Genomic DNA, 4925 nt, shown 5'->3' on the forward strand with positions numbered 1-4925 from the left:
CGAAGCCTTCTTCCCCTTCGCCGACGGCCTGCTGGAAGCCGTCGCCGCCGGGGCCACGGCGGTGATCCAGCCGGGCGGCTCGATCCGCGACGAGGAGGTCATCGCCGCCGCCGACGAACGCGGCATCGCCATGGCCTTCACGGGCGTGCGGGTGTTCCGCCACTAGGCCATCTTCCTTCTCCCCTTGAGGGAGAAGGTGGGCGCCGAAGGCGCTCGGATGAGGGGTGAAAGCGCCGTGGTCCGCCGATCACGGCGCTTCTTCTTTGACGCTCGCGCGTTATGCTGCCGGCATGGATACGCTCGACGCCCGCTGGGCCATGCTGGAACCGCATACGACCGTGGTCGGCCCCGACGACGACCTGCCGCGTCCGGCAGTGTTGCTGTTCCACGGCTGCGGCGGCCTGCGGGACCATCTGCCGCGCTACGCCGAGGCGGCCAGGGCGGCGGGCTGGCGCGCCTTCATCGTCGATTCCTACGGCCCGCGCGGCTGGAACCGCGCCTTCACCCTGACCACGGTCTGCACCGGTCTGGTGCTGCGCGGCTATGAGCGGGCGGGCGACCTGCTGGCCGCCATCGACGGGATTTCAAAGCGCCCCGACGTCGACCCGAGCATTCTGTCGCTGGCCGGATGGAGCCACGGCGGCTGGTCGATCATGGAGATGATGAGCGAGGACCCGCAGCCCGGAACCCTGGGCGTGGCCAATCCCGGCGACTGCGACCTGTCGGGGGTCAAGGCGGTCTGGCTGGCCTACCCCTATGTGGGCTTCTGGGCCTTCAACCGGATGAAGCCCTGGCGGCACTGCCCGCGCGTCCTGGCCCTGACGGCCCGGCGCGACCACCTGACCACGGTGTCGAACGCCGAGCGGGTCAACGCCATGATCCGCGACTGCGGCTCCGAGGTCGAAAGCTGGGTCGCGGAGGGCACCCACGCCTTCGACGAACCGACCAGCAACGGCCCGATGCGTCACGATCCCGAGCTGACGCTGGAGGCCCTGCGCCGCTTCACCGCCTTCCTCAAGGACGTGGCGCCCGACGCCTGATCCTCAGCCCAGGGTCGCCGTGACCGTGATCTCGGCGCGCACCGAATGGGCCATCTCGCAGTGCTCATGCGCGGCGTGGTGCAGGGCGTCCAGCTCGGCCTGATCGGGCTGGCGTCCCGTAAACGTCGTGAGAGGCTTGAGGGCGACGCGCGCCAGATAGGACTTGCCCGCTTCGTTCTTGTCCAGCTCGCCCGAAGCCTCGTCCAGATAACGGTCGACCGTCAGGCCGGCGTTGGCGGCGAAGGCCAGGAACCACAGCATGTGACAGCTGGACAGGGAGGCGATCATGGCCTCCTCCGGGTCCACCGCCGTCGCGTCCGACAGAGGGACCGGCACGCCCGAAGGCGCCGAAGAGCCGGGCACCACCGCCCCGCCGTCGAAGCGCCAGACATGGGCGCGGCTGTATCGCTTGTCGACGAAGGCCTGATCGCCCCGCGTCCATTCCACCGTCGCGCCGTGTCCGCTCATGTCGCCTCTCCTCTAGCCCTCGCCCAGAGAGGTATAGATCATGCGCGCCCGCGTCTGGAAACCCAGCCCCCGATAGAAGGCGATCGTAGCCTCGTGATCGGCGAAGGCGTGCAGGAAGGCCGCTTCTCCCGTCGCCAGAATCTCGCCGACCACCAGGCGGGACAGGGCGGCGGCGTAGCCCATGCCGCGATGTTCCGGATGGGTGCAGACCCCGCTCAGCTCGGTGAAGCCGTCGACGCGCAGCCGACGTCCCGCCATGGCCACCAGTTCGCCGTCGCGCTTGATCCCGACGAAGGGACCCAGCTCGCGGGTCCTGGAACGGAAGGGGCCGGGCCGCGTCAGGGTCGCCAACGCCAGCATGGCCGGGGCGTCGGCCTCGTCCAGCACCTCGATCACGCCGTCCAGCGGCGCGGCCGGTCCCGCCGGCGTCAGGGCCGTGGCCGTCATCTGCACCAGGGCGACCTGGGCCGCGACCGGCGCGCCCTCGGGCAGGACTCCGGCCATCGGACCGTCCTCGCGTTCGACTAGTCCCGCGCCGGGGTAGCGCCGGGCCAGGACGCCGAGCGCCTCGCGGCTGGCCGCGCTGTCGTCGGCCGCCGCCAGAAAGACTCCGACCTCGGGGTCGAGCCGCACGGCGTCCGGCCCGGAATCGGGCGTCGTGAACCGGGACAGGCGGGTGGTCAGGGCGTTGAAGACGGCGCGATCGAGAGGATGGGTCATGACCGGGGATCTAGGCGCGAAGACCTCGCCGCGAAACCCGCCGCGGCGCCGTCAGGTCCGAAAAGCGCCGATCAGCCCTGCCAGAAGCCGACGATCTTCTTGACCTCGTCCACCACCGGCTGGGCGACCTCGCGGGCGCGCTCGGCGCCGACGGCCAGGGCGCGGTCGATCTCGGCCGGATCGGCCATCAGGCGGCGCATCTCGGCCGTGACCGGGGCCATGGACGTGACCGCCAGCTCGGCCAGCTTCGGCTTGAACGACCCGAAGCCCTGACCGCCGAACTCGGCCAGAACCGCCTCGCGCGTCGTGTCGGCCAGGGCGGCGTAGATGGCCACCAGGTTCCGGGCCTCGGGCCGTCCCTCCAGACCCTCGACCGTGTCCGGCAGGACATCCATGTCCGACTTGGCCTTCTTGATCTTGGCGGCGATGGTGTCGGCGTCGTCGGTCAGGTTGATGCGCGACAGGTCCGACGGGTCGGACTTGCTCATCTTGGCCGAACCGTCACGCAGGCTCATGACGCGCGTGCCCGGTCCCTGGATCAGGGGTTCCGGTTGGGGGAAGAAGCCGGCAACGCCGAAGTCGTTGTTGAACTTGGCGGCGATGTCGCGGGTCAGCTCCAGATGTTGTTTCTGGTCTTCGCCCACCGGCACCTCGGTCGCCTTGTAGAGCAGGATGTCCGCCGCCTGCAGCACCGGATAGGTGTAGAGGCCGACGCTGGAGCGTTCCTTGTGCTTGCCCGATTTCTCCTTGAACTGGGTCATCCGGTCCAGCCAGCCTAGGCGGGCGACGCAGTTGAAGATCCAGGCCAGTTCGGCGTGGGCCGGCACCGCCGACTGCGGGAAGATGGTCGCCTTGGCCGGGTCGAGGCCCGCCGCCAGATAGGCCGCCGCGATCTCGCGCGTCTGGGCCGCCAGCTTAGCGGGCTCCTGCCAGACCGTGATGGCGTGCATGTCGGCGACGAAGACGAACAGGGGCGCGCCCGTGTCCTGCAGCTCGGTGAAGCGTTTCAGCGCGCCCAGGTAGTTGCCCAGGTGCAGGGCGCCGGAGGCCTGGATGCCGGACAGGATGCGGCGCGGACCGGTGTAGGGGGCCGGGGTCTGATCAGTCATGGAAATGTTCTCGGGACTCGAAGAGGCTGGATTCGGCGCACGCGCAGGCGTGCGGGGTCGTGCGGTGAACAGTCAGCCGCGCCATCGCCGGGCGACGAAGAGGTGTCCCGAATGAGCCATGCCTTCGCGCTTATCGGTTCAGGACGCGAAGGGCAAGCTTACCGCCCCTTGCGGATCAGGCCCTTGATCTCGGCGACCGTCACCGCGCGGGTGGCGAAGGCCAGGACCACATAGGTCAGACCGCCCGCCGCCACGACGACCAGCAGGGTCAGCTCCTTGGCGCCGTGATCCGATCCGATCGCCCCCAGCAGGGCCTCGACCGGCGCCTGCAGCATCGGCCGCGCCCAGGAGGCGACGCCGACGACGACGCCCAGGCCGATGCTGGCCAGGAGGATGCGCGCCAGCCGCGAGGCCGCCGCCGGGCTGGGCCGATAATGCCCCCGCCGCCACAGGGTTGCGCCCAGCAGCAGGGCGTTGGTCCAGGCGGCGGCGCTGACCGCCGCCGCGATCCCGGCGATGCCCATGCCCAGGTTGAACAGGGTGATGGCCAGGGCGGCGTTCACCGCCACCGAAACCAGGGCGAAGGCCATGGGCCGACGCGTGTCGCCGCGCGCGAAGAAGGCCGGGGCCAGGATGCGGATCAGGACGAAGGCCGGCACGCCCCAGCCGAACTGGAACAGGGCCTGGGCCGTATTGACGGCGTCGACCTGCAGGAAGGCGCCGCGCGTGAACAGGGCGTCGATCAGGAAGTAGGGCATGGCCATCAGGGCCGCCGCCGCCGGCAGGGTCAGGGCCATGGACAGAGCCAGGGCCTCGTCCATCGAGGCCTGCTGCTGGCTATGATCCTTGGACGCCACCGCCGCCGACAGCTTGGGCAGCAGGGCGATGCCGATGGCCACGCCGACCAGACCCAGCGGCAGCTGATAGAGGCGATCCGCCGTCGCCAGCCAGGTCCGCCCGCCGGCGACGAAGCTGGACAGGTTGCCCGAGATGAAGACGTTGATCTGGGTCGCGCTGTTGCCGATGGCGGCGGGCACAGCGGTGATGATGATGGCCTTCACCGCCGGGGTCAGCTTCGGCAGGGTCAGACGAATGTTGGCGCCCGCCTTCCTCGCCGCCCACCAGCACAGGCCCGCCTGGGCCACGCCGGCCACGGCCACGCCCCACGACGCGGCGTAGGCGGCGCCCACCTGGTCGCCCTGGGCCGGGATGACGGCGGCCAGCATGATCAGGTTCAGCAAGATGGGATAGGCGCCCGAGACGATGAAACGCCCGCGCGCGTTCAACACGCCGCTGAGCAGCGAGGCGATGGCCATGCAGGGCAGGTAGGGCATGGTGATCTGGGTCAGGATCACAGCCAGCTTGAACCGCGCCGGATCGTCCAGGAAGCCGATGTTGATGACCGTCATCAGCCACGGCATCGTCAGCTGGGCCACAATCGTCAGGGCCACGGTGACGGCGGCCACGGCGGCCAGGGCGTCGGTGGCGACCTGATCGGCTGTGGCCTCGCCCTCGGTCTTCAGCGTCTTGGCGTAGGCCGGCACGAAGGCGGCGGCGAAGGCCCCTTCGGCGAAGATGCGGCGGAACA

Annotated in this window: 5 protein-coding genes and 1 pseudogene; 2 read left to right on the forward strand and 4 right to left on the reverse strand. The window is 70.0% G+C overall.

Annotated features, from left to right (window positions below; all coding sequences use genetic code 11):
• Together purH and VGE49_RS04515 are read left to right on the forward strand one after the other, a co-directional pair.
• Nucleotides 1-166, forward strand: a pseudogene (purH, locus tag VGE49_RS04510) (bifunctional phosphoribosylaminoimidazolecarboxamide formyltransferase/IMP cyclohydrolase); the annotation flags it as partial.
• 124 nt (nt 167-290) lie between these two features.
• Nucleotides 291-1040, forward strand: a complete 750-nt coding sequence (locus tag VGE49_RS04515) for a dienelactone hydrolase family protein (protein WP_331033385.1) — start codon at nt 291-293, stop codon at nt 1038-1040.
• A 3-nt stretch (nt 1041-1043) separates the two neighbouring features.
• Here the strand turns inward: VGE49_RS04515 and VGE49_RS04520 are convergent, their stop codons facing one another.
• The 4 genes from VGE49_RS04520 to murJ all read right to left on the reverse strand — a co-directional run.
• Nucleotides 1044-1508 (reverse strand): OsmC family protein, encoded by a 465-nt coding sequence (locus tag VGE49_RS04520; protein WP_331033386.1) that lies wholly within the window; start codon nt 1506-1508, stop codon nt 1044-1046.
• Between the two features lie 12 nt (nt 1509-1520).
• Nucleotides 1521-2228: a GNAT family N-acetyltransferase gene (locus VGE49_RS04525; protein ID WP_331033387.1), complete on the reverse strand. Its 708-nt coding sequence runs from the start codon at nt 2226-2228 to the stop codon at nt 1521-1523.
• A gap of 71 nt (nt 2229-2299) precedes the next feature.
• Complete coding sequence (gene trpS, locus VGE49_RS04530) at nt 2300-3337, reverse strand: tryptophan--tRNA ligase (RefSeq protein WP_331033388.1); 1038 nt, start codon at nt 3335-3337, stop codon at nt 2300-2302.
• Between the two features lie 158 nt (nt 3338-3495).
• Nucleotides 3496-4925 (reverse strand): murein biosynthesis integral membrane protein MurJ (murJ, locus tag VGE49_RS04535; RefSeq protein ID WP_331033389.1); only part of this gene is annotated, 1430 nt, incomplete at its 5' end.

This window comes from Brevundimonas sp. (genome assembly GCF_036405315.1).
Classification (GTDB): domain Bacteria; phylum Pseudomonadota; class Alphaproteobacteria; order Caulobacterales; family Caulobacteraceae; genus Brevundimonas.

Excerpts from the sequence above, each read along its gene's own strand:
- VGE49_RS04525 (WP_331033387.1), bottom strand. The coding sequence starts at position 2,228 with ATGACCCATCCTCTCGATCGCGCCGTCTTCAACGCCCTGACCACCCGC.
- VGE49_RS04515 (WP_331033385.1), top strand. The coding sequence starts at position 291 with ATGGATACGCTCGACGCCCGCTGGGCCATGCTGGAACCGCATACGACC.
- VGE49_RS04520 (WP_331033386.1), bottom strand. The coding sequence starts at position 1,508 with ATGAGCGGACACGGCGCGACGGTGGAATGGACGCGGGGCGATCAGGCC.
- trpS (WP_331033388.1), bottom strand. The coding sequence starts at position 3,337 with ATGACTGATCAGACCCCGGCCCCCTACACCGGTCCGCGCCGCATCCTG.